Annotated in this window: 21 protein-coding genes; 14 read left to right on the forward strand and 7 right to left on the reverse strand. The window is 43.1% G+C overall.

Features of this window, described 5'->3' with window-relative positions; translation table 11 throughout:
- Window positions 1-9: 9 nt before the first annotated feature.
- The 3 genes from purH to P8629_RS02960 all read left to right on the forward strand — a co-directional run bounded on the left by purH (window position 10) and on the right by P8629_RS02960 (window position 3,409).
- Window positions 10-1,572 carry a bifunctional phosphoribosylaminoimidazolecarboxamide formyltransferase/IMP cyclohydrolase gene (gene purH, locus P8629_RS02950; RefSeq protein ID WP_278164298.1) on the forward strand — a complete coding sequence of 521 codons (1,563 nt, stop codon included), beginning with the start codon at window positions 10-12 and terminating at the stop codon, window positions 1,570-1,572.
- A gap of 159 nt (window positions 1,573-1,731) precedes the next feature.
- Window positions 1,732-3,024 (forward strand): phosphoribosylamine--glycine ligase, encoded by a 1,293-nt coding sequence (purD, locus tag P8629_RS02955; protein ID WP_278164300.1) that lies wholly within the window; start codon window positions 1,732-1,734, stop codon window positions 3,022-3,024.
- 103 nt (window positions 3,025-3,127) lie between these two features.
- Entirely contained in the window at window positions 3,128-3,409 is a 282-nt protein-coding gene (locus P8629_RS02960; RefSeq protein ID WP_278164302.1) for a late competence development ComFB family protein, read from the forward strand.
- A gap of 144 nt (window positions 3,410-3,553) precedes the next feature.
- On the opposite strand, the gene P8629_RS02965 is transcribed toward P8629_RS02960, so the two are convergent.
- From P8629_RS02965 to P8629_RS02985, 5 genes are all read right to left on the reverse strand, one after another.
- Complete coding sequence (locus P8629_RS02965; protein ID WP_278164304.1) at window positions 3,554-4,087, reverse strand: hypothetical protein; 534 nt, start codon at window positions 4,085-4,087, stop codon at window positions 3,554-3,556.
- 17 nt (window positions 4,088-4,104) lie between these two features.
- Window positions 4,105-6,438: a nitric oxide reductase activation protein NorD gene (locus P8629_RS02970; RefSeq protein ID WP_278164306.1), complete on the reverse strand. Its 2,334-nt coding sequence runs from the start codon at window positions 6,436-6,438 to the stop codon at window positions 4,105-4,107.
- A 105-nt stretch (window positions 6,439-6,543) separates the two neighbouring features.
- The gene (locus tag P8629_RS02975) at window positions 6,544-7,362 is read right to left on the reverse strand and encodes a CbbQ/NirQ/NorQ/GpvN family protein (protein ID WP_278164308.1); all 819 of its coding nucleotides are present in this window, start codon (window positions 7,360-7,362) and stop codon (window positions 6,544-6,546) included.
- Window positions 7,363-7,609: 247 nt separating this feature from the next.
- Entirely contained in the window at window positions 7,610-7,963 is a 354-nt protein-coding gene (locus P8629_RS02980) for a ribulose bisphosphate carboxylase small subunit (protein WP_442908689.1), read from the reverse strand.
- 21 nt (window positions 7,964-7,984) lie between these two features.
- The gene (locus P8629_RS02985) at window positions 7,985-9,403 is read right to left on the reverse strand and encodes a form I ribulose bisphosphate carboxylase large subunit (RefSeq protein ID WP_278164312.1); all 1,419 of its coding nucleotides are present in this window, start codon (window positions 9,401-9,403) and stop codon (window positions 7,985-7,987) included.
- Window positions 9,404-9,623: 220 nt separating this feature from the next.
- Between P8629_RS02985 and P8629_RS02990 the strand changes: the two genes are divergently transcribed.
- The 6 genes from P8629_RS02990 (at window position 9,624) to P8629_RS03015 (ending at window position 17,251) form a co-directional block, all read left to right on the forward strand.
- Window positions 9,624-10,550 (forward strand): LysR family transcriptional regulator, encoded by a 927-nt coding sequence (locus P8629_RS02990; protein ID WP_278164314.1) that lies wholly within the window; start codon window positions 9,624-9,626, stop codon window positions 10,548-10,550.
- A 9-nt stretch (window positions 10,551-10,559) separates the two neighbouring features.
- Entirely contained in the window at window positions 10,560-11,504 is a 945-nt protein-coding gene (locus P8629_RS02995) for a LysR substrate-binding domain-containing protein (RefSeq protein ID WP_278164316.1), read from the forward strand.
- Between the two features lie 211 nt (window positions 11,505-11,715).
- Complete coding sequence (locus tag P8629_RS03000) at window positions 11,716-13,095, forward strand: ribulose-bisphosphate carboxylase (protein WP_278164318.1); 1,380 nt, start codon at window positions 11,716-11,718, stop codon at window positions 13,093-13,095.
- 235 nt (window positions 13,096-13,330) lie between these two features.
- Complete coding sequence (locus P8629_RS03005; protein WP_278164320.1) at window positions 13,331-14,131, forward strand: CbbQ/NirQ/NorQ/GpvN family protein; 801 nt, start codon at window positions 13,331-13,333, stop codon at window positions 14,129-14,131.
- Between the two features lie 87 nt (window positions 14,132-14,218).
- Window positions 14,219-16,492 carry a nitric oxide reductase activation protein NorD gene (locus P8629_RS03010; RefSeq protein ID WP_278164322.1) on the forward strand — a complete coding sequence of 758 codons (2,274 nt, stop codon included), beginning with the start codon at window positions 14,219-14,221 and terminating at the stop codon, window positions 16,490-16,492.
- 102 nt (window positions 16,493-16,594) lie between these two features.
- Window positions 16,595-17,251, forward strand: coding sequence for a carbonic anhydrase (locus P8629_RS03015; RefSeq protein ID WP_278164324.1), 657 nt, complete (start codon window positions 16,595-16,597; stop codon window positions 17,249-17,251).
- A 3-nt stretch (window positions 17,252-17,254) separates the two neighbouring features.
- Here P8629_RS03015 and P8629_RS03020 read toward each other — a convergent pair whose 3' ends face one another.
- Window positions 17,255-17,662, reverse strand: a complete 408-nt coding sequence (locus P8629_RS03020) for a hypothetical protein (protein WP_278164325.1) — start codon at window positions 17,660-17,662, stop codon at window positions 17,255-17,257.
- Between the two features lie 200 nt (window positions 17,663-17,862).
- Between P8629_RS03020 and P8629_RS03025 the strand changes: the two genes are divergently transcribed.
- The gene (locus tag P8629_RS03025; RefSeq protein ID WP_278164327.1) at window positions 17,863-19,020 is read left to right on the forward strand and encodes a YeeE/YedE family protein; all 1,158 of its coding nucleotides are present in this window, start codon (window positions 17,863-17,865) and stop codon (window positions 19,018-19,020) included.
- Here P8629_RS03025 and P8629_RS03030 read toward each other — a convergent pair.
- Window positions 19,017-19,271 (reverse strand): hypothetical protein, encoded by a 255-nt coding sequence (locus P8629_RS03030; RefSeq protein ID WP_278164329.1) that lies wholly within the window; start codon window positions 19,269-19,271, stop codon window positions 19,017-19,019. The genes P8629_RS03025 and P8629_RS03030 overlap by 4 nt on opposite strands.
- Window positions 19,272-19,471: 200 nt before the next feature.
- On the opposite strand from P8629_RS03030, the gene P8629_RS03035 reads away from it, so the two are divergent.
- Genes P8629_RS03035 through P8629_RS03050 form a run of 4 tightly spaced genes read left to right on the forward strand, consistent with a single transcriptional unit; the run spans window position 19,472 to window position 22,237 of the window.
- The gene (locus P8629_RS03035; protein WP_278164331.1) at window positions 19,472-20,359 is read left to right on the forward strand and encodes a DUF6662 family protein; all 888 of its coding nucleotides are present in this window, start codon (window positions 19,472-19,474) and stop codon (window positions 20,357-20,359) included.
- Window positions 20,360-20,409: 50 nt separating this feature from the next.
- Window positions 20,410-20,949 carry an FMN-binding protein gene (locus tag P8629_RS03040; RefSeq protein WP_278164332.1) on the forward strand — a complete coding sequence of 180 codons (540 nt, stop codon included), beginning with the start codon at window positions 20,410-20,412 and terminating at the stop codon, window positions 20,947-20,949.
- Complete coding sequence (locus P8629_RS03045) at window positions 20,946-21,779, forward strand: FAD:protein FMN transferase (protein ID WP_278164333.1); 834 nt, start codon at window positions 20,946-20,948, stop codon at window positions 21,777-21,779. Before P8629_RS03040 ends, P8629_RS03045 begins: the two co-directional genes overlap by 4 nt.
- Window positions 21,776-22,237, forward strand: coding sequence for a hypothetical protein (locus tag P8629_RS03050; protein WP_278164335.1), 462 nt, complete (start codon window positions 21,776-21,778; stop codon window positions 22,235-22,237). The genes P8629_RS03045 and P8629_RS03050 overlap by 4 nt, the downstream gene beginning before the upstream one ends.
- Window positions 22,238-22,308: the final 71 nt, after the last annotated feature.

The following is a 22,308-nucleotide window of genomic DNA, read 5'->3' on the forward strand; positions in this document are numbered from 1 at the left end:
AAATCCCTTATGAAACCTGTTCGCCGCGCCCTGATTAGCGTCTCAGATAAAAATGGCATTTTAGAGTTTGCCAAATCTTTAACCGCTATGGATGTTGCCATATTGTCAACCGGAGGGACTTATAAAGTACTTTCTGAAGCAGGCTTACCGGTGACGGAAGTTTCTGAATATACAGGATTCCCAGAAATGATGGATGGTCGAGTCAAAACACTTCACCCAAAAATTCATGGCGGATTATTAGGTCGACGCGGAACAGATGATGCCGTTATGACTGAACATGGCATCGACCCAATCGACATGGTGGTGGTTAATTTATATCCTTTCGAAGCGACTGTTGCCAATCCAGATTGTTCTTTAGAAGATGCGATTGAAAATATCGATATTGGTGGCCCGACAATGCTTCGATCTGCAGCAAAAAATCATAAGGACGTTGCTGTCGTAACCAACCCTCAAGATTACGCGCGTATCTTAGAGGAAATGGAATCGAATGACGGTCAGTTGTCTCACGCAACGCGCTTTGACCTAGCCATCAAAACATTTGAGCAAACTGCTCGTTATGATGGGGCGATTTCAAACTATTTCGGTACGATGTTCAGCGAAGACAAAGACGATACTTTCCCAAGAACCTACAACACGCAGTTTGTGAAAAAACAATCCATGCGTTACGGGGAAAACCCACATCAGTCTGCCGCTTTCTATACAGAACGCAACCCAACCGAAGCATCTATTTCAACCGCGACACAGCTACAAGGCAAGGCTTTGTCTTTCAACAACATCGCCGATACAGATGCCGCGCTGGAACTGGTTAAAACCTTTGATGAAACAGCTTGTGTCATTGTTAAGCATGCTAACCCTTGTGGTGTTTCCATTGGTGAAAATGTTTTTGAAGCCTATGATCGCGCTTATAAAACCGACCCGACTTCTGCTTTTGGTGGCATTATTGCCTTTAACCGCGCACTCGATAAAGAAACTGCTCAAGCCATTATTGAGCGCCAATTTGTCGAAGTCATCATCGCACCGAATGTGTCAGAAGATGCAAAAAACGTGATTGCCGCAAAACAAAATGTTCGTTTGCTGATTTGTGGTGACTTAGGTGTACAAGAAGCCGCTTATGACTACAAACGCGTTACCGGTGGCTTACTGGTTCAAGACCGTGATTTAGGATACGTAACTGAAGAAGACCTTAAAGTCGTTACAAAACGAACACCAAGTGAAAAAGAAATGGCGGACTTACAATTTGCCTGGAAAGTCGCAAAATACGTCAAGTCCAATGCCATTGTTTACGTTAAAGATGGCATGACCATTGGCGTGGGAGCAGGCCAAATGAGCCGTGTCTATTCTGCGAAAATTGCCGGTATCAAAGCGGCTGACGAAGGTCTTGAAGTCCCGGGTTCCGTTATGGCTTCAGATGCGTTTTTTCCATTTAGAGATGGGATTGATGCTGCAGCAGAAGCTGGCATAACTGCCGTGATCCACCCAGGTGGATCAATGCGTGACCAAGAAGTGATTGATGCTGCTGATGAACACGGCATCGCGATGGTCTTTACAGGTATGCGTCACTTTAAACATTAATCCTGTTCGGAAGGGCTTATTTACTTGATCTCAGCGTTGGGATTGAACTTCCAGTGCTCACGTACCTTTAGTACGCTGCGCTCGGGCTTTCAACCCCGCCTTGACCTTAAGCAAAACGCTCCTTCCTCTTGAATTTGGAATAAACAAGAGAAAATTTAAATGAATGTACTTATTATTGGAAGTGGTGGTCGCGAACATGCCTTGGCATGGAAAACCATTCAATCAGATAAAGTCTCAAAAGTATTTGTAGCGCCTGGCAACGCTGGAACAGCGCTAGAAGACAATATCGAAAATGTAGATATTGCCGTCGAAAATCTACCAGGCCTGGTGGATTTTGCTCAAAACAATGCCATTGAATTAACGATTGTAGGTCCTGAAGTCCCGCTCGTACTTGGTGTGGTAGATGCCTTTGAAGCAGCGGGTCTAAAGTGCTTTGGCCCAAGTAAAGGCGCAGCACAATTGGAAGGCTCTAAAGCGTTTTCAAAAGACTTTTTAGCAAAGCACAACATTCCAACAGCGGCTTATTCCGTGTTCACCGACATTCCACCCGCGGTGGCATATATCGAAGAAATGGGTGCACCAATCGTCATTAAAGCGGATGGATTAGCCGCAGGAAAAGGCGTTATCCTGGCGGAAACCAATGCAGAAGCCATTGCTGCGGTAGAAGATATGCTAGCGGGCAATAAATTTGGTGATGCTGGTGCACGTGTCGTTATTGAAGAGTTCCTAGTCGGTGAAGAAGCAAGCTTTATCGTAATGGCTGATGGTGAAAACATCTTACCGATGGCAACCTCTCAAGACCATAAGGCAAGAAACAATGATGACACAGGCCCTAACACCGGAGGCATGGGTGCTTATACACCTGCCCCGGTAGTGACGCGTAAAATTCACGATCGCATTATGAAGGAAGTGATTCGCCCAACCGTGGATGGTATGGCAAAAGACGGCCTACCTTATACGGGATTTTTATATGCCGGAATCATGATTGCAGAGGATGGAACCCCTAAAGTACTTGAATTTAACTGCCGCTTTGGTGATCCGGAAACACAACCGATTATGATGCGTTTACAATCCGACTTATCTGAGCTGTGTTTAGCAGCGTTAGATAAAAAACTGGATAGCGTGACGGCCAAATGGGATTCTCGCCCAGCATTAGGGGTTGTTTTGGCAGCAGGAGGGTATCCTGATGAGTATCGTAAAGGGGATGTTATTAAAGGCATTGAAGATGCCAACAATACCGATACTAAAGTCTTTCACGCGGGCACTCGCTTAGATGAACAGGGGCAATTGGTGACCTCAGGCGGACGTGTTTTATGCATCACTGCCTTGGGCGAAAACGTGACAGACGCTCAAAAACGAGCCTATGAAGGGGTTGCGAAAATCCACTGGAATGAAGTCTATTACCGTACCGACATTGGTCACCGTGCCGTGAAGCGCGAAGCCATCAGTTAACAAAGCGATTACTTCTTTCCTAAAAAGCACTCATCGAGTGCTTTTTTTATGCCTGCATTTTCGGTATAGTTAAATAATGGTTATTCATTAAGGAATTTTACCCATGTCTGAACTACAATCCGTTCACAATTACTACGAAAGACCGGTCTTTAACCATATCCAAGAACATTATTTGGCGGTAGGATTAACCGAAAACCAATTGGCAGACATGGCATGTATCGCACTCAACCGAATTGCACCACGTTACATCCGTCATGATATCGACATGTCGTTTTACATGTCTGCAGAGGAATACCAGGAAATCCAAATACGGGTTACAAAGGCCGTTAAAAAAGCCTATAAAAAGGTCAAAAAATTAGATAGTTTGAAAGAAGAACAAGAATAGACACTACTGATTAATTAACTTCATGCTTCAAGAAAGGAATGTGTTAAATAATTTAGCGTGTTTCTATTAAATTGATTTCTTTAATCGCCTTACATAAAAAAGGCTGCGCGAAGGCAGCCTTGATAACAGAATAGCTTAACAAACTTACTCCATCGCGCTGAAGCGACACACATTAACACTGATATAGTCGCCGTAAGCCGTTCCTGATTGAACCCAATTTTTAATTTTGTTCGCTCTTGCCAGCGGTTTAATATGGTCTTCAATCGTCATAAACATCCCATACTTAAACCGAGGACTTGACGCGTCTTCAGAAATCAGTTCACCGTCTTCCACAAACAGGACACGCTCCGGCTCGCCATTAGGCGTCGCTGAAAAAGCATCTGGACCATATTCTTCAAATAGTTTATTCAAACTGCGATCAAAGTATTGACGACTCACCGGGTTAAACTGGTAATACTCTTTCAAAAGAGCTTCTGCATTCTTTATTAAAAAAGATTTAATCTCAGCCGAAGATTTAAAAGGGTCTTCTGCCAATTCATAAATAACATAAGCACTGTCTGCTCTTCCTGTAGTTAATGCCACATCATTTTCAACAATAATGGCATCCCCATCAAGCACGAGTTGAAGATCATCCTCACCTAACTGCTCGACGGCTTCAATAAACTGCTGTGCTTTCATCTTATTTTAGGTTCCAATTAAGTGGTTAAGTTTGCAAATAATTGCGGTAATTTTTCAGGCAATTTTAAGACGTTATCGACAATGGCATAACGATTTTGACCGAAAATATTATGCACATACTTATCTGCATATTGGTCAATGGTTAAGCAATAGGAATAAATTCCTTTAGACTGAAGCTCTTCAACTGCCTTTTTCGCATCTTGTTTCAAATACTGACCATCTTTTTCATCAATATCCGCTGGCTCACCATCGGTAATCACCAACAACAGTTTTTGCTTGCTGGTTTGTTTTTCAAGGTAATTCCCAGCATGACGCATTGCGCCACCCATACGGGTTGATAACCCACCTTTCATTCCCGCAAGACGTGAATGAACATCTTGATCGAATGGCTCATCAAACTGCTTGAATCGAGTATATTGCAGATCATGACGCCCGTCAGATGAGAATCCATGCACCGCAAATTGATCACCGATACCATTGATGGCATGAGAAACCAATATAGCCGCTTCTTGCGTCACTTCAAGGATAGTCTTATCGCCTCCATCGACCATTTCATTAGTCGATTCAGATAAATCCAGTAAAACGACCACGGAAACTTCACGGCTACGGATCACATTTTTCATTGTGATTCGTGGATCAGGTTCCTGCCCCATACGGATTGACGTAATCGCTTCTACACAGGCGTTTAAATCAAGCTCATCCCCATCTTCAATTCGACGAATACGCTGCAAACCAACGGCTTGTAACTTATCAACGATTTGCTTAATACGGTGTGCAATTCCTTTATTCTGTTCCAGGATTCTGTCATACAACTGGGGATCACCTTTCTTCGCACGATGCTCGTACAAAGTGACCCAATTAGGACGGTTCAACTGAACACGGTAATCCCACTCATGATAATGGAATGGATCTGAAACCGGTTCAATACCTTCCATCTCGTTATAAGAGAGTCCATTATCTTCATAAGGATAAAGCTCAGATCCCAAGACCCAAACTTCTTCATGGTCTATATCTACCAGTTCAGAGTCAATTTCATTGATCATTTCCATCAATGAAACAGTCTTACGAACGGTTTCTTGATGTGGCGCTCCGCCCCCTTCCATGTCCGCCCATTCATCAGTTGCCCAAACTAAACGGTTGTCATCACGATAGCCGAAACGTTGTTGACTGATATCCGTGAGAGATTCCCACTTAGACGTCGCTTTATTCAAGACGTTGTAAAGCAAAATCCCTAAATCCCAAGACCATTTTTCGTTATCCAGGTTCTCTTCGATTTCATTGTAGAAACGCTCTGCAACGACCATCATTTGCTCGTCTTGCAAATCATGATTAACATCCATCAACTTCATCGCCAACTGCTCTAAACGATAAGCAGTCGACTTTTCGGGCAGTTCAGAAGCTTCCATACTGGCTTTAATGACTTTTTTCCAAAGCTTCTTCAGGCCTGGGAAATTTTTAATCGCATTGTATTCGACACGTGCATCTTCAATAAGCTCAATAAAGAAGGCTTGCTGAGGATTCAGCTGCTCCATCGAAATGGCTTCTTTGGTATACGCTAAATGCGATGCCATATGTGCTGCCATTGCGCGATACAGTTCGGCCCCTTTGATGTCTCCCAGATCATTCAAAGCATCCGGCAAGTGCATGGCCATATTTTCAAAATAAGGCTTAAAGTCATCATAGTCTGCTGCCGCAGGTCGAATAAAGAAGTCACGCGCCCAGAAAGCTCTCAAATAAAAGTTAATCGGCCGATGAAAATCGATGAACAAGGAACCTTTACGCTGTTGCTGAAAAACCGCTTTTGAGTCTTCAGATTCAAGCCCGAAGTAATCAATTTGCGCCTGAAAATTTCGAGCATGTGCTTGTGCACCCCACTGTGCCCAGCGTCTTAAACCAGAGACAGTCAGTTTTGACATCAAATCATCAATATTGCTCAACATTGGGCGCATGCCGCGAGGGGTTTTAGAACCAATCTGATAAACAAGTGCTAAATACTGTCTTAAAAGATCGATATCTCCTGTTCTTTCAGCCACAACTGGCAAAGAATCTAATACAAGTGAAACCACTTCTCCAGAGGTCACCGAAGACAATTTCATGACGGTTTCAAGAATGTCATCCAGAATCTCATCATCAATTTTAGCAATCACTTGTGGCACGGCCTCAAGATAGCTAACGACAACCTGTTGACCTTTTCCTAGGTAAGCAATTCCTTGTGCGTTTTGCAACCATGTTTCACGAGAAGCTTCATTCATATAATGCGAAGCTTCTTGAATCAATGAATCAAGCATTTCTTCCAGTTGCGGCACACTTTCAATCAAGGATGCTTTGACTTCTTCAATATCAAAACTCATAGCTCTTTCTCTTATTTAAATCATCAATAATATCTACAAGTCACCGTGAAAAATTAGGCCGCAAAAGCGACCTAAATTTAAACCGGTTGACTGAGCTGATTTTTATTACTCGAAGAAAGTATCAACAGTGGTTAACAAGGTATCTAGAATATCGTCATCATCTGTCAACGGCGTAATCAAGGCCATAGTGCACGCTTTTTTAGGATCTACACCTTTATTGATTAACTGCGCTGCATAAACCAACAGACGGGTTGAAATCCCTTCGTCCAGACCGTGTCCTTTAAGGTTACGTGAACGCTGTGCAATTTGAACCAGCTTTTCAGCTGTCTCTTTATCAATGCCCGCTTCTTTCGCAACGATATCGGCTTCAACCGCTTCCTCAGGGTAGTCAAATCTAAACCCACCAAAACGCTGTTTAGTCGATTGCTTCAGGTCTTTCATCATAGACTGATAACCTGGGTTATAAGAAATAACCAACTGGAAATCAGGATGCGCTTCTACCAATTCACCTTTTTTATCTAACGGTAAAACACGGCGGTGATCCGTTAATGGGTGAATAACAACTGTGGTATCTTGGCGTGCTTCTACCACCTCATCAAGGTAACAAATCGCACCAATACGTGCAGCAACGGTTAAAGGACCATCCTGCCAGCGAGTTCCGTTAATATCGATCAAGAAACGTCCCACCAAATCTGAGGCGGTCATATCTTCGTTACAGGCAACCGTGATTAATGGCTTATTAAGCTTATGTGCCATGTATTCAACAAAACGAGACTTACCACACCCCGTTGGCCCTTTTAACATGATAGGCATTCTTGAAGCGTAACCTGATTCAAACAGTTCTACTTCATCAGCAACTGGACGATAAAATGGCTCGTCTTTAATAAGGTATTGACTAGGATCTAATGCGTTAATTTCCGACATGTTGTTTCTCCATTGGCAAGTAGCATTCAAAATATTTAGATTTCGTTACTTTATTTTAAATAAGTAAATCTAAATGGATTGAAAACCAGCTAGTTTCGGGGCTAGCTGGCCGTTACTTAGACAGGAGGTATAAAGCTGCCTAAGTAAACCAGGGTAAAAGAAGCGTTAAACTCTTGTTTAATCTCCTTTCTAAATTGGACCCCTCAAGCAAAGCCTGAGGGGTAAGGTTATGTAATTTTAATTAAAATTACATGTCACCACGCTTAATAAGCATGTTAGCACCTTGAGACTGTGCATAGTTGTCATAACCAATCAAACGAACGTGGTTGTTTGGATTAGCTTTGATACATGCATCAACTTCTTCTAGTACTGCATCTGCAGAAGTTTCACCGAACATAGGAAGCTTCCACATATACCAGTAGTAAGAGAAAGCATTCTCTGGCTCTGTATGTTCGATTGCAGGGTTCCAACCTTTATCAATGATGTACTGAACCTGTGCTTTGATTTGCTCAGCAGTCATCTTTGGAAGGTAAGAGAACGTCTCTGCCTTACGAGATTGTGGATCTGAAAGACGAGATGGGTAATCTTGAATACTCATAATTATATTCTCCTAAATTATCTATTACTTATGCTTAACATCTAGCTTGTCAACTGTGTCGAATTCGAACTTGATTTCTTTCCAAGTTTCCATTGCGATCTTAAGTTCTGGGCTATGCTTAGCAGCGTTAGTAAGAATTTCTTTACCTTCTTTCTCGACTTCTTTACCTTCGTTACGTGCTTGAACACACGCTTCCAAAGCAACACGGTTCGCAGCCGCACCCGCAGCGTTACCCCATGGGTGACCTAGCGTACCACCACCGAACTGAAGAACAGAGTCATCACCGAAGATAGAAACAAGAGCAGGCATATGCCATACATGGATACCACCAGAAGCAACTGGTAGAACACCAGGCATTGCACCGAAGTCTTGATCAAACATGATCCCACGTGAACGGTCTTCAGCAATGAAAGAATCACGCATAAGATCGATCCAACCTAGAGTCGCTTCACGATCACCTTCAAGCTTACCTACAACAGTACCTGAGTGTAAGTGATCACCACCCGATAAACGTAGTGCTTTCGTTAAAACACGGAAGTGAATACCATGGTGTGGGTTACGGTCAATTACACCGTGCATTGCGCGGTGAATGTGTAACAACAGACCATTCTTACGACAGTAGTTCGCAAGACCTGTGTTAGCAGTGAAACCACCTGTTAGGTAATCGTGCATGATGATCGGAGTACCGATTTCTTTAGCAAACTCAGCACGCTCGTACATTTCTTCTGGCGTACCAGCTGTACAGTTTAGGTAGTGACCTTTACGCTCACCCGTTTCTGCTTGTGATTTTTCAATCGCATCTTGACAGAATAGGAAACGATCTCTCCAGCGCATGAATGGCTGAGAAGTAACGTTTTCATCATCTTTCGTGAAGTCAAGACCACCACGTAGACACTCATATACAGCGCGACCGTAGTTTTTAGCAGAAAGACCTAGCTTAGGCTTGATAGTACAACCTAACATTGGACGACCATACTTATCCATTTTGTCACGTTCTACTTGAATACCGTGTGGAGGTCCACCACAAGTCATCACATAGGCTAGAGGGAAACGGATATCTTCTAGACGACAAGCACGTAGTGCTTTAAATCCGAATACGTTACCAACTAATGAAGTCAATACAGAAACAACCGAACCTTCTTCGAATAAATCGATTGGGTATGCAATGAAAGCATAAAATGCTGCATCGTCACCAGGAACGTCTTCAATTTTGTACGCTCGACCTTTATAATAGTCAAGATCTGTTAACAAGTCAGTCCAAACAGTTGTCCATGTACCCGTTGAAGATTCTGCCGCAACAGCTGCTGCGATTTCTTCACGTGGAACACCATCCTGTGGGATTACTTTAAAACATGCTAGAAAATCTGAGTCTTTAGGCTCATATTCTGGCATCCAATACGTTTCGCGGTATTCTTTTACACCGGCGTTATAAGTCTTAGCCATGGTTTACCTCTTCGTTTTAGTTTAATCATGAAAAGAGTTAGAGAAAACGATTTTTAAATTGCGTTTAAAAACGCTTCCGCTTTCAGTGATTCGTATCTTATCTAAAATAATCTGGTTGAACATTGAGTCTTTGTTATACAATTCATAAACAAATGTATATGATTCAAAATATTTCCTTTACAATTCAACCAGTTAAAAGTTTACCAATTAGGAAAACTAAATGCAAAACCTACATATAACCGCCCAGCAGATCAGGATTTTCGAGGCTGTTTCAAGAAATTTAAGCTACACAAAAGCAGCGGAAGAATTGAATCTTTCTCAACCGGCTGTCTCCGTTCAAATAAAACGATTGGAAGAAAACAACGATATTAAACTGATTGAAGTCATCGGTAAAAAACTCTATTTAACTTCCGCAGGTGAACACATGTTTAAAACCTGCACCACCATTTTAGAAGAGCTTAAGACCCTTAACACCAACATTAAGACGGATCAAAATAAGATTGAAGGGGAACTTAAATTAGCGGTTGTCACCCCGGCCAAATTTTTTATTCCTTATGTTTTGAAAGCATTTTTGAATAAATACCCAGATGTCATTCCTTCCATAACAGTTGTTAATAGAAGACGCATCTTGGATGAGCTAAAACAAAACCAATATCATCTCTCTATTATGGGCAGAGTGCCGCCCGAACTAAAGATGGAAGCGTTCCCTTTTTTCAAGAATGAACTGATTGTCGCTGCACCACCCAACCACTCTCTTGCTAAACACAAACAAATTCCTTTAAGCGATCTTGCCAATGAAAATTTTCTGATGCGAGAAGCCGGATCAGGTATTAGGATTGCAACAGAGGAACGCTTTGCTGAAGAAGGGTATGAAATTCAACCCTATATGGAGTTGGGAAGTACAGAAGCCATTAAACAAGGTGTTATGGCAGGCCTGGGCATTTCTGTCATTCCTCGGCACGCAGTCCGTATCGAATCCAAATATGGACATCTAACCGTACTTGACGTGCAGGGATTCCCACTTAGCAGAGACTGGTATATTGCTAAAATGCGAGATAAAGTACTCATGCCTCCAGCTGTTGCTTTTTTAGAATTTCTAAAGTCAGTCGATATCAACAAGCTACTTGCAATGTCAGACACTCGATAAGGGATTACTATGCCTGAAAAAATCTCCATACTGGCTCGGAACGCCACCCTAAGACAACTGCAAGTATTTGAAAGTATCGCCCGACACCAGAGCTTTTCCAAGGCGGCGGAGGAATTGCACCTTACTCAGCCGACGGTTTCAATGCAAGTCAAAAAACTTTCCGAGGTGCTGGAAAGTCCGCTTTTTGAACAAATCGGACGCAAAATGCATTTAACTGAAGCCGGAAAAGCACTTTATGAAGCGGCTAACAATATCCTGCAACAACTTTCGATTGCCGAACAGAAAATCAATCACCTCAAAGGATTTTCTGGCGGTAGCGTGAAATTTACTGTTATTTCAACGGCACAATATTTTGTACCTAAAGTCATTCAAAACTTCACCCAATCTTATCCTGATGTCACCGTTATCATGCGTGTTGGTAACAAAGAAAGTCTAATTGAACGAATTAACGATAATAAAGATGACTTTTATTTACTGGGACAACCTCCGGAAGACTTAAATGTTGAATCCTCTCAACTATCCGTTAATCCACTCGCTTTTTTGGCCAATAGTGATCATCCCCTAGTCGGAAAACAACTCTCAATACAAGATTTGGTCGATGAGCCTTTTTTAATGCGCGAAACGGGTTCAGGCATCCGAGCGCAAATTGAAAAAGTCTTTGAAGAGTTTGAGTTTCAACCCAACATTAAGATGGTCCTCGGTGGCAACGAACCTATTCGACTTGGTTTATTGCAAAACATGGGGATTACCGTAGCGTCGGTGCCTACATTAATGGAAGAAATAAACCAAGGCAAGATCAGTATCCTCAATGTAAAAGGGTTTCCAATTAACCGTCACTGGTATCTGGCTTATCCAAAAGGGAAAGTATTATCCATTGCTGCAGAAAAACTCATTGAACTCTTAAAAATAGAAGGCGAAAAACTTAGCGAGCTCGCTTTTAATAAGTTTCGTTGATGCCTTCCCCCACCTACTTATCTATTCAAAATCAAAATCAGAATAGATAGAAAGCTATACTAATAATCAAAATTATTGATTTGAAGTTATTCATGAACACTCTATAATAGCCATTCAAATTTCGGGGTTAAGTGATTTATTAAAAATGACTTAACAAAAATTATGGACATGTTCACCTGAACGGTTGTCCCAATATATAGAGGTATAAAACATGGATCAGTCGAATCGTTATGCTGATTTAAGCCTAAAAGAAGAAGACCTAGTTGCAGGTCAGAATCATATTCTTGTTGCTTATACAATGGAACCAGCTGCTGGTTACGGTTACCTAGAAGTTGCCGCTCACATCGCTGCTGAATCTTCAACAGGAACAAACGTTGAAGTTTGTACAACTGATGATTTCACTAAAGGCGTTGACGCGATTGTTTATGACATCGACGAAGCAAACGGAATCATGAAAGTTGCTTATCCTTTCGATCTTTTCGATCGTAACGGACTTGACGGTAAAACAATGATCGTTTCTTTCTTGACACTTGCTATTGGTAACAACCAAGGTATGGGTGACGTTAAGAACCTTCAAATGTTTGATTTCTGGGTACCAGAAACTAAACTTCACCTATTTGACGGTCCTGCTGTTGATATCACAAACATGTGGAAAATGCTTGGTCGTGATAAAGACAACGGTGGTTACATTGCAGGTACAATCATCAAGCCTAAGCTAGGTCTACGTCCTGAGCCATTTGCTGACGCAGCATACCAGTTCTGGCTAGGTGGTGATTTCATCAAAAACGATGAACCACAAGGTAACCAAACTTTCTGCCCAATGAAAAAAGTAATCCCATTGGTTGCAGATGCTATGAAGCGTGCTCAAGATGAAACGGGTGAAACCAAGTTATTCTCAGCAAACATCACTGCAGATGACCACCATGAAATGTGCTACCGTGCAGATTACATCCTAGAAACTTTCGGTGCTGACGCGCCTCAGGTTGCTTTCCTAGTTGATGGTTATGTTGGTGGTCCTGGTATGATTACGACAGCACGTCGTAACTATCCTTCACAGTACTTACATTATCACCGTGCAGGTCATGGTGCGATCACTTCGCCTTCAGCGAAACGTGGTTACACGGCCTTCGTTTTGGCTAAAATCTCTCGTCTACAAGGTGCTTCTGGTATCCACGTGGGCACAATGGGTTACGGTAAAATGGAAGGTGATGCTTCTGATAAGAACATCGCATACATGATCGAGCGTGATGAGTGTCAAGGGCCAGCTTTCTACCAGAAATGGAATGGTATGAAGCCAACAACACCTATCATCTCTGGTGGTATGAACGCTTTACGTCTACCTGGTTTCTTCGAAAACCTAGGTCACGGGAACGTTATCAACACTTCTGGTGGTGGTTCTTACGGTCACATCGATTCTCCAGCGGCAGGTGCAACGTCACTTCGTCAATCTTACGAGTGCTGGAAATCAGGTGCAGATCCAATCGAATTTGCGAAAGAGCACAAAGAGTTCGCTCGCGCATTCGAATCTTTCCCTGCAGATGCAGACACAATCTACCCAGGTTGGAGAGAGAAGTTGGGCGTACACAAATAAGCCATTCTTTAACGAATGTTTATTTAAACACCCAAGAAACCTCTGCGTTCGCGCAGGGGTTTTTTTAACACCCAAACCAAAAACCTAGCCAAACACAAGGTTATTTAGTTTTCTCTTTTACTTGTCTGCACGGTAAACCAGAAACCTAAATGACTTTAATATCGCTTTAATTTATTCATCGGGATTTTCACACTCTGTTTGAAAATACCTACCATAAACGTTACGGGGAACTGATATGGACATTACACAATACAAGATTGAAAACGAACCATTTTATGATGCTCAATCCAATGAGGTTGAACTTTATGAAGCGGCTTATGCCGCTCGCTTACCGGTCATGGTCAAAGGTCCGACGGGTTGTGGTAAATCACGCTTCGTTGAGCACATGGCTTGGAAACTGGGTAAACCAATCATTACCGTTTCTTGTAACGAGGACATCACCGCCTCTGACTTAGTTGGCCGTTATTTGCTGGATGCAAACGGCACTCGCTGGGTTGACGGCCCTTTAACGTTGGCAGCACGCTACGGCGCCATTTGTTATTTAGATGAAATTGTGGAAGCGCGTCAAGACACTATGGTCGTCATTCACGCCCTGACCGATCACCGCCGTGAATTATCTTTAGACAAAAAAGGTGAATTGATTAAAGCCCACCCTGATTTTCAGTTAGTGATTTCATACAACCCTGGTTATCAATCATTGATGAAAGATTTAAAACAATCCACCAAACAACGTTTTTGTGCTTTGGATTTTGATTATGCTTTACCTGAAATGGAAGCGCATATCCTACAAAAGGAAGGAAACGTTGATTCTGAAACGGCTCAAAAACTGGTTAAAATTGGCGAAACCGCTCGAAACCTAAAAGGCCATGGTTTGGATGAAGGGATTTCAACGCGACTGATGGTCTATGCGGCAACCTTGATCAATCAAGGCATTACCCCGATTGAAGCCTGCAAAATGGCATTGGTTCGCCCAATCACCGACGATGCAGACATTCGTCAAACCCTTGATAATGCCATTGAAATGATTTTTGGCTAAAACTGGCCAGGTCTGGTCATTTTTAACCAACTGCCGCCCGAAAAATGGGTGGTAACGATTTATCATTCAATCAAATGAGTTTAGAGTATGAATGCAGAAGTCATAACAGAAGTTGTTTCTGGATATCAAGACAAATTCAGCTGTAATTTTCCAAAGGCGTTAGACGTTTTCCCTGCGTGTATCGAAGATGCTGCACAGCAACTTTCAGACGAAGGGGTCATCGCCTATATTGATGGTGCCAATTTTCTTTGTAAAATAGGAATGGGCGTTGAGCCAGTATTAGTCTACCTCGAGATCATGCCGGAAATCGCCTCTCATATCGGAAAAGGCACCATGAAAATGGTTGCCGATTACGGCTATAAATTGGCTCGCAGCCCCAACAAAAAAGCTTTAATTCCTTTTTTAGAGTCGCTTAGCAGCGTCTGTCGACGTATCGATACGTTAGAGGATCTTCAGCATTATTTAGACATCATTGATGAATATGTCGATAAGACTCAAACTGTCATTCATGGCCATCATTCTTTATATGAAAGCCCCGGAATGATTCCATTACTGGAATCGATGCCGCAATTAATTTCAAAATTAAGCCTGGCAGGTATTCGTAACTTTATTGAGTATGGCGCGCGTAACTACAACGATGCACCTGACCAGCAAATTGCTTATTTCGGGTTAGAATCGCACGACGCCAAAAGCATCATTCAACGTGAACGTCAAGGCACAACGTTCAAAGACGTGGAACGTCATTTGGATATGTTAAAAGACTGCATGTGGCATTGTGACCGCCCTTTTTCGGTTTTCTCCACCGCATTCGATCAACTTCGTAAACCCGTTCCGTATTTGGATGAAGAACTCATTGCCGTGCCGGATGTTTATGAAGATGAAAATGGTGTTAGCGGCTTGGATCGCTATCGCGCCATGCTGGCGCATATGATGGCGCACAAAGAATGGTCAACCAAGTTGATGGCCGATAATTTCGCCCCTCACATGCAGCTCTTTATTTCCACCTTTGAAGACTGCCGAGTGGAAAGATTGGCCATTCAACGCTTTCCCGGATTAAAACCTTTGTTTCTTGCACTCCACCCAGTGCCGGAAAAAGGCGCGTGCGATCCGACCCAACAGGCCTGTTTACGATACCGATCCACCCGTCTGTCTCGCGCCTTAATGGATGAAACATTTGACCCGGAAAACCCATTAATCAAAGACTTCCGCGCCCAGTTCAATGCCATTTTATCTGAAAAAGGTGAAGATTCCACCACACAAGACATGGCGAAACTGGGCACGAACTTCTATGTCAAATCGCGCAAAAAAACCGACAGCTTGCCAAACGTTTTCTTTGACGATACTGAAATCAGCTATCGAGATGACAATCGCTTTATCTGGTTCCATCACGAAGAAAATGACGAAGCGGAAGATTTCCATAACAACGAATATCACTCCGATGAAAAAGTAGTCGACGACGCAAACAGCTTACCTCCCCGCCACTATGACGAATGGGATTATATCTCCGAAAGTTATCGTCCCGACTGGGCAACGGTTTATGAACGCTTACACCCTTCTGGAGACTCAAACAAAATTGACCGCCTGATGGAAAAACATGACGGTTTGGCTAAGCGTTTGAAAAAAATGATTGAAGCCCTCAAACCGCAAAACAAAAAACGCATTCGGTTTCAGGAAGAAGGGGAAGAGTTGGATTTGGACGTCGCGATTCGTTCCGTCATTGACTTTAAAAGCGGGCAAGCACCGGACCCTCGAATCAACTACAGCCATACCACCGACAGCCGAAACATTGCCGTCATGTTACTGGTCGACACCTCACAATCGTTGAATGAACGCAATCAGGAAACGGGCCAAACTTTACTGGAATTAAGTGAAGAAGCCCTTGCCATCACTGCGTGGACCATTGAACAGCTAGGGGATAAGTTCGCCATTGCGGGCTTTTGCTCGGACACGCGTCATGAAGTGCGCTATCAGCATATCAAAGGCTATTCAGAGCATTATGGCGATGAGGTCAAGTCTCGCATTGCCGCGATGGAAGCCTCTTATTCGACTCGAATGGGAGCCGCCATGCGTCATGCCGCACACTATCTGGAAGCACAGCAGGCTGAGAAAAAACTGATGCTGATTTTAACCGATGGTGAGCCGGCGGATATTGACACAAAAGACCCACAGGTTTTAATTCAAGACACTCATAAAGCGGTCGAAGAACTGAAAAGCAAAGGGATCTATTCCTACTGCATTACCTTAGATCCGAATGCCGATGAATACGTTGAGACCATTTTTGACAACCACTATACCGTCATTGACCATGTCGACAAGCTGCCCGAAAAATTACCTCAAGTCTTTATGAAAATCACACAATAAAAACGTGTATAATTCCCATTTTGAAGAAGCTTTAAAGTAAATGCCCTTACAATTTAAGGGCATTTTTGTATCCCCAAAACAACTTCTCCAAAAGGATTCTTAATGTGCCATCAATGTGACTGCGATACATCAATCGAGCAGCTGTTACAAAACAACCGTGATTGGGTGGATGAAATCAACGCCATTCGTCCCGACTTTTTTGAAACCCTATCTCACCAACAAAAACCCGAATATCTCTGGATAGGTTGCTCCGATAGCCGAGTTCCTGCAAACGAGCTGGTTAAGATGGATCCAGGAACTATTTTTGTTCACCGAAACATCGCCAACCTCGTCAACTCAAGTGACATGAATGTCCTTTCTGTTATTCAATACGCGGTGGAGATTCTAAAGGTCAAGCACATCATTGTGAACGGGCATTACGGCTGTGGCGGCGTCATCGCATCAATGGAAGAACACAATCCCAGTCTGATCGACCACTGGGTGCGTCCCATCCGTAAGTATTATCAACGCAAACAAACGGAACTGGATGCTCTGCCTTATGAAGAAAGAGTGAATCGGTTGTGTGAAATCAACGTGGTGGAGCAAGTTCGCAACATTTGTCATGTACCAGCGGTCAGAAACGCATGGAAAAAAGGACAACATCTAGCCATTCACGGCTTTATTTACAATATTAAAGATGGCCGTTTGAAAAATTTGAATGTCAGCATTGACGATATTGAATCGGCTGAAAAAGCGGTCTTAAGAGCAACCGATAGCTAAAACTTAACTGTCTTTTCCAGCCAGAAATGCTTGCATTAACGCTTGGTGCATCTTAGAGTTTTCTTCCAAAGACGCGCCAAGAATATTTTCTGAAATCTGATTAAGTTGCGTAAAGGCTTGCTCAGCCAGCCAGTACTGTTTGAAGCCATTAAAATCGAATGTGCCGATTTCTGGATCCCAAAATTTTTCCGCACGGCCTGTCGGTGACTCAAACTCGATCTCTGACACCTCCATCACTTCCAGCTCATAAGAATAAGACCCAATTTGATTTTCCTGTGCAATGATCTTCACCAGATCGGGTAAAGTTTCTTCCCCTCTTTTCGCCCAATCGTCTAAATCAATGCGACTACTCGGTTCAAAGGCCTGACCTTTAAAATGAAACGGAATTTTAGCAACAATACTGTTTTTCAAAATGCATCCTCAACGGCTTTCAAATCAAATAAATACAAGGGCATTATTATAGCAACCCACTTTTAATTTAAACCAAATATTAGCATATAAAAATATTAGCGATTCTTGGCATAATAAAAGGCAATAGCAACATAAACAGAATGATTTTTTGATCTGGGATTAACCCTCTATAATGCCGTTCAAACAAGGAATTTTACCCTATGAACCGCATACTGTTTTTTTACCCTCTTCAAAAATCATTCGCCTTGATTTTGCTCATGCCGCTGCTGGCAATGAGTCTTGTTTTGGCGCAAACCAATGTAGCACTTTTTTTAGTCGGTGCTTTGTTGGGTGCCAGCCTAAACTATTTTCAATTTGGCTTTCGAACCTGTTCACACCAGTTGTTAACGCAAGGTAGAACTTTGGGCATCCGAGCGGTTCTGTGGATGCTTGCATTAAGCAGCGTGCTCTTTTTTATATTGCTCAGCATTGGCTCCATTAATGGGCAGCCCATGACGGGATTTGTGCAACCGCTCAGTTTATCCGTGGTGGCCGGCGCTTTTATGTTTGGGGTCGGAATGCAACTGGCAAACGGCTGTACATCAGGCACCTTCAACAAGTTAGGGCAATTACAACCCCTCTCGCTCAGCAGCTTTATTTTTCTGCTGATCGGAGGCACGTTAGCCGCTTACCATAACGAATTTTGGCGTTCGGTTCCAACACTGCCCCCCGTATCCGTCCTTGAGCAGTTTGGGTTACTCTCAGGTCTGGTCATTCAACTCGGGTTTATTGCCCTACTTTATTGGCTCGCCATAATCAAAGAACAAAATAATTTTACGGAAGTCAGTCAACTGACTCACAGCTCTTTTTGGAAAATATCAGATTGGCACCCATGGCTAAAAGCAGGACTGTTATTAGCCGCACTCAATGCCCTTCTATTAGTTTTAAGCGGCCAACCTTGGTCAATCGCAAATGTCTTTCCTTACTGGGGGTTAAAAATCAGTGATGGCTTAAATTTACCTGTGGATTGGCAGTTCTGGTCTTATGGGATCAGCCATGCAAACCGCTTAGAAAGTGCCGTCCTACAAGACACCGTCAGTTTAACCACCTTGGGTTTAATTTTTGGTGCGCTGCTCGTCACGTTATTGGCCAAAAACACGCAACAAGAAGCTACCCAATTTACCATTAAACCTCATCTGTTTGCAGTGGTCGGCGGCTTCATAATGGGCTACGGATCGGTCATTGCCTTTGGATGTAACATTGGTGCCTTTTTCAGTGGCATCGGTTCAGGAAGTTTGCATGGTTGGTTATGGGCCATCGCCGCGTTAGCCGGCAACGGCATTGGCATTGCTTTGAAACAACAATGGGAAAAGCATTAATGTCCATTCAGTGATAGGGCAATGGAATGGAAAGGCGTTATAGACCTTTCCTCTTTTACCCCGCAAACATCCTGCATTTCACAGTCAGAACACACTTTTTTGACACAATTCTTCAAACAAATTTGCTGAATTAACTCTTTTGCTTCGGCATTTAAAGCATGAATGTCCGCCCCGCAAATGTCGCCTTTTTGCATCAACTCTACTAACTTATCTCGCTCCAATCCAATGTAAACCCGATCATTCTTCTCCATTTCGCCTCCCTTCTGTTGATAAAAGACTCTTCTTAATCCTTATTATTCTCTCACTACTTACCAATAAAAACAAACATACAAACAATAATTGTTTGTATTTATATTGACATTAAAAACACTCTTCTTTAACATCCCTGTTTGAAGTTATTAATAACGATTCTCATAATCATTACGATATTAAAATAATATAAGGTGTCAAAATGAAAAAATACTTAAAAGTCTCAAGTCTTGCTTTTCTTTTCAGTTTTAGCGCTTCCACTGTGTACGCCGATGAAAACTTGCTTGGCTATACAACAGGTGCCGAAACACTGCCTCAAGGTGCTAAAGAAGCTTATTTATGGATCACTCATCATGGTGATAAAAGAAGAGGATCCTATTCATCTCAAGCCATTCGAGGCGAACTTGAGTATGGATTAACAAATCGAACTTCCATCGCGGGCTATATCAACGGTTATCGCCATGATTACAATTGTGGCGTCGGCTGTGCCGGCCCGGTTGGAGATGAAGAAATATCCGGCAGCAAAAATAGCTTTGCCATCAGCGGCATGTCAGCCGAGATTAAACATATGGTTCTTTCGCCTTATGCAGATGGGTTTGGGTTATCTCTGTATGGAGAACTGACTTACGACACCGTCGATAGCATCACCGGTGCAGAAGGTCAGGGGTATGAATTGGAAACAAAACTCATTACGCAAAAACCCTATATGGACGGCCAATTACAATGGGTGACCAACCTTGAGTTAGAAATGGAGTACTGGAAAGATAGTGGGCAGAGCGCTTATGAAACCGCCTTGGCACCCAGACTTCGTACAGGTGTATCTTATCGATTTGTACCTAATTGGTATGTAGGGGTTGAAGGTTGGGTCGACCAAGAAATGCTTGATCCAACTGTGGGAAGCTGGGAATTTGATCATTGGGATGCCTTTGCCGGACCATCGCTTCATTATGGTTCCAAAGACTGGTGGGCAACATTCACCTATGTTCAACAGTTATCAGGCACAGATGAAAGCGCAAACAACACCAATGGACTGCATTTAGCAGATCATGAAAAATATGAAGCGCGCTTGAAAATCGGCTACAACTTCTAGGATTTTGGCGGCGCTTTGAAAGCGCCTTAAGTCATTCAAGGAATTCGTCAATGAAACAACTTATACCGATACTAGGGCTTCCGATCCTTTGTGCAAGTCCAATTGCCTATGCGGTGGAATATTTAAATGAAGACCAAGCCCAGGTGGCTTTATTTGGACAACAGGCCTCGTTCACCCCAACTCTCATCAAACTAAATGAAGAGCAACGAGATCAAATAGAAGCCATCAGTGACGTCCGTCAGCGTTGGAAAACACAAAAAGCTTGGAAAGCCTTCACTCCTGAGAAAGATTTTCTCGGCTGGGTCATTATCGATAAAGTCATCGGAAAACATGAATTCATAACCTATGCGACAGCCATATCACCCGAAGGAAAAGTTCTAGGCATTGAAATTATGGACTACCGTGAAACTTACGGCGGAGAAGTGCGGCAGGCTGAGTGGCGAAATCATTTTGTCGGTGCCGATAAAACGCACCCTTTAGAGCTGACTGAAGACATCCCTAATATCAGTGGTGCGACACTGTCTTGCCGGAATGTCACAAATGGGGTTAAACGCTTACTTGCACTGTATGAGGTGGCACTCAAGCCATGACACCAACACTTGCCAAGAGAATGAGACCGATACTCGGAACCTTTGTTGAAATCGGTGCGTTTATGCACGACCAGAAAGAAAGCGTTTTAAACCAGGTATTCAACAAAATAGAATGCATTCATAATCAAATGAGTTTTCACGATCCCAATAGCGCACTGTCAATCCTCAACAAGTCACCTGGTAAATGGATCGACTTGCCGAATGAAACGCTCTCAGTTATGCGCAAAGCCAAACAGCTGAGTTTGGATTCCGACCATCTTTTTAACTGCACGCTTGGTGGGTATCTGGTAACGAAAAACATACTCCCGAACCACTTCGTGCATTCTTTTGAACCGAGCGGCAAAGCATCGGATATTGAGATACGAACTCATCAGGCCCGACTCACAGCGCCCGTTTTAATCTCGCTGGACGGGATTGCAAAAGGGTACGCCGTCGATCTAGCCATTGACATTATGAAACAACATAATATTGTGGCGGGTTGGGTAAATGCCGGCGGTGATCTGAAAGTCTTTGGAGACCTGACATTGCCTGTCAGCCAACGCCAGAAACAAGCAAGCCTTCAGCCGCTTGTTCAACTCAACAACCAAGCCTTGGCTTCTTCAGAAGTTCACTCTCAAAGCAATGCACGCTTTCCCGGTCAGATTATTGATAACACAGGCCTACAGCCAAAACCAGGGGTTATCAGCGTCATGGCAAAAGACACCTGGTTAGCAGACGGATTAACCAAAGTTTTGGCCTTGCAACCTGAATCAGAACGATATGCAACGGCAAAACGCTTTAATGCGAAATACCTCTCTTCTTCAGCGTCAACCAACAGGACTACTTTATGAACGGTTATCCTAAACACTTTTTATTTTTTGTATTCGCCCTGATGATCGTATTGTTAATCAGTGGCATCCTTTTAGTGCCTGCTTTTTTGTTTTTCCGAATGGAATCCGACATCGAATGGCTAATGAGTTTTCCCTTTTCCAGCGGCCATTTAAGGCAAACCACCACCATGCTGCACGCCATATCCGGCTGGCTGATGGTTTGGTTAATCGGCGCCATCTGGACAATCCATATCCGATCACACTGGCGACGACATGAAAACCGCCTCAGCGGCACCTTTTTCAGTAGTGTATGGGCCATTCTCATTGTCAGCAGCTTAGGTATCTATTACTTTGGCGACCCTGACTTATCAACACTCAGCAGCCTAATACACGTCAGTCTTGGATTACTGGTTCCCTTTGCTTTGCTAGCGCATCGAAAAACAGGCCGAAAAAGTCTTCAAAAGACCCCATCATCATAAAAATAGCCAGGCCTGGCTAAAATTTAGGCATAAAAAAACCGCGCTGTTGTCACCAACAGAGCGGTTAATAA

It is taken from the genome of Hydrogenovibrio sp. 3SP14C1 (assembly GCF_029625905.1).
Lineage (GTDB): Bacteria > Pseudomonadota > Gammaproteobacteria > Thiomicrospirales > Thiomicrospiraceae > Hydrogenovibrio.